This is a genomic window from Tropicimonas sp. IMCC6043 (genome assembly GCF_004146235.1).
Lineage (GTDB): Bacteria > Pseudomonadota > Alphaproteobacteria > Rhodobacterales > Rhodobacteraceae > Tropicimonas.
In genome coordinates this window covers 1-316 of the sequence record NZ_SELO01000193.1, presented here as the reverse complement: position 1 = coordinate 316, position 316 = coordinate 1, and the positions used below count along the sequence as shown (strand labels likewise).

At 61.4% G+C, this 316-nt stretch carries 1 pseudogene; it reads right to left on the bottom strand.

Annotated features, from left to right (window positions below):
- Positions 1–316 (bottom strand): annotated as a pseudogene (locus EU800_RS26360) (transposase); the annotation flags it as partial.

Below are 316 nucleotides of genomic sequence, written 5' to 3'. Positions count from 1 at the left end.
CTGCTGGGAATGCCGATCATGGCCAAGGTCCGCTTCACCGGCAGGTGCGATGCTTCGACCGTGCGAATGATCTCGAGCTTCTCAGGCGCAGGATACCTCATTCCTCGTTGCCCCCATCCCCGATCATACTTTTTTTCAGAAGTCGGTTCTCGAGCGTCAGCTCGGCAACTACCTCCTTGAGGGCGGCGGCCTCCGAGCGGAGTTCCTTGACCTCCGGCGCCGTCGCCTGACGGGCAGTGTCTCCAGCCAGGCGTTTCTTGCCGGCCTCGAGGAACTCTTTCGACCAGGTGTAGTAGAGGCTCTCGGCGATCCCCTC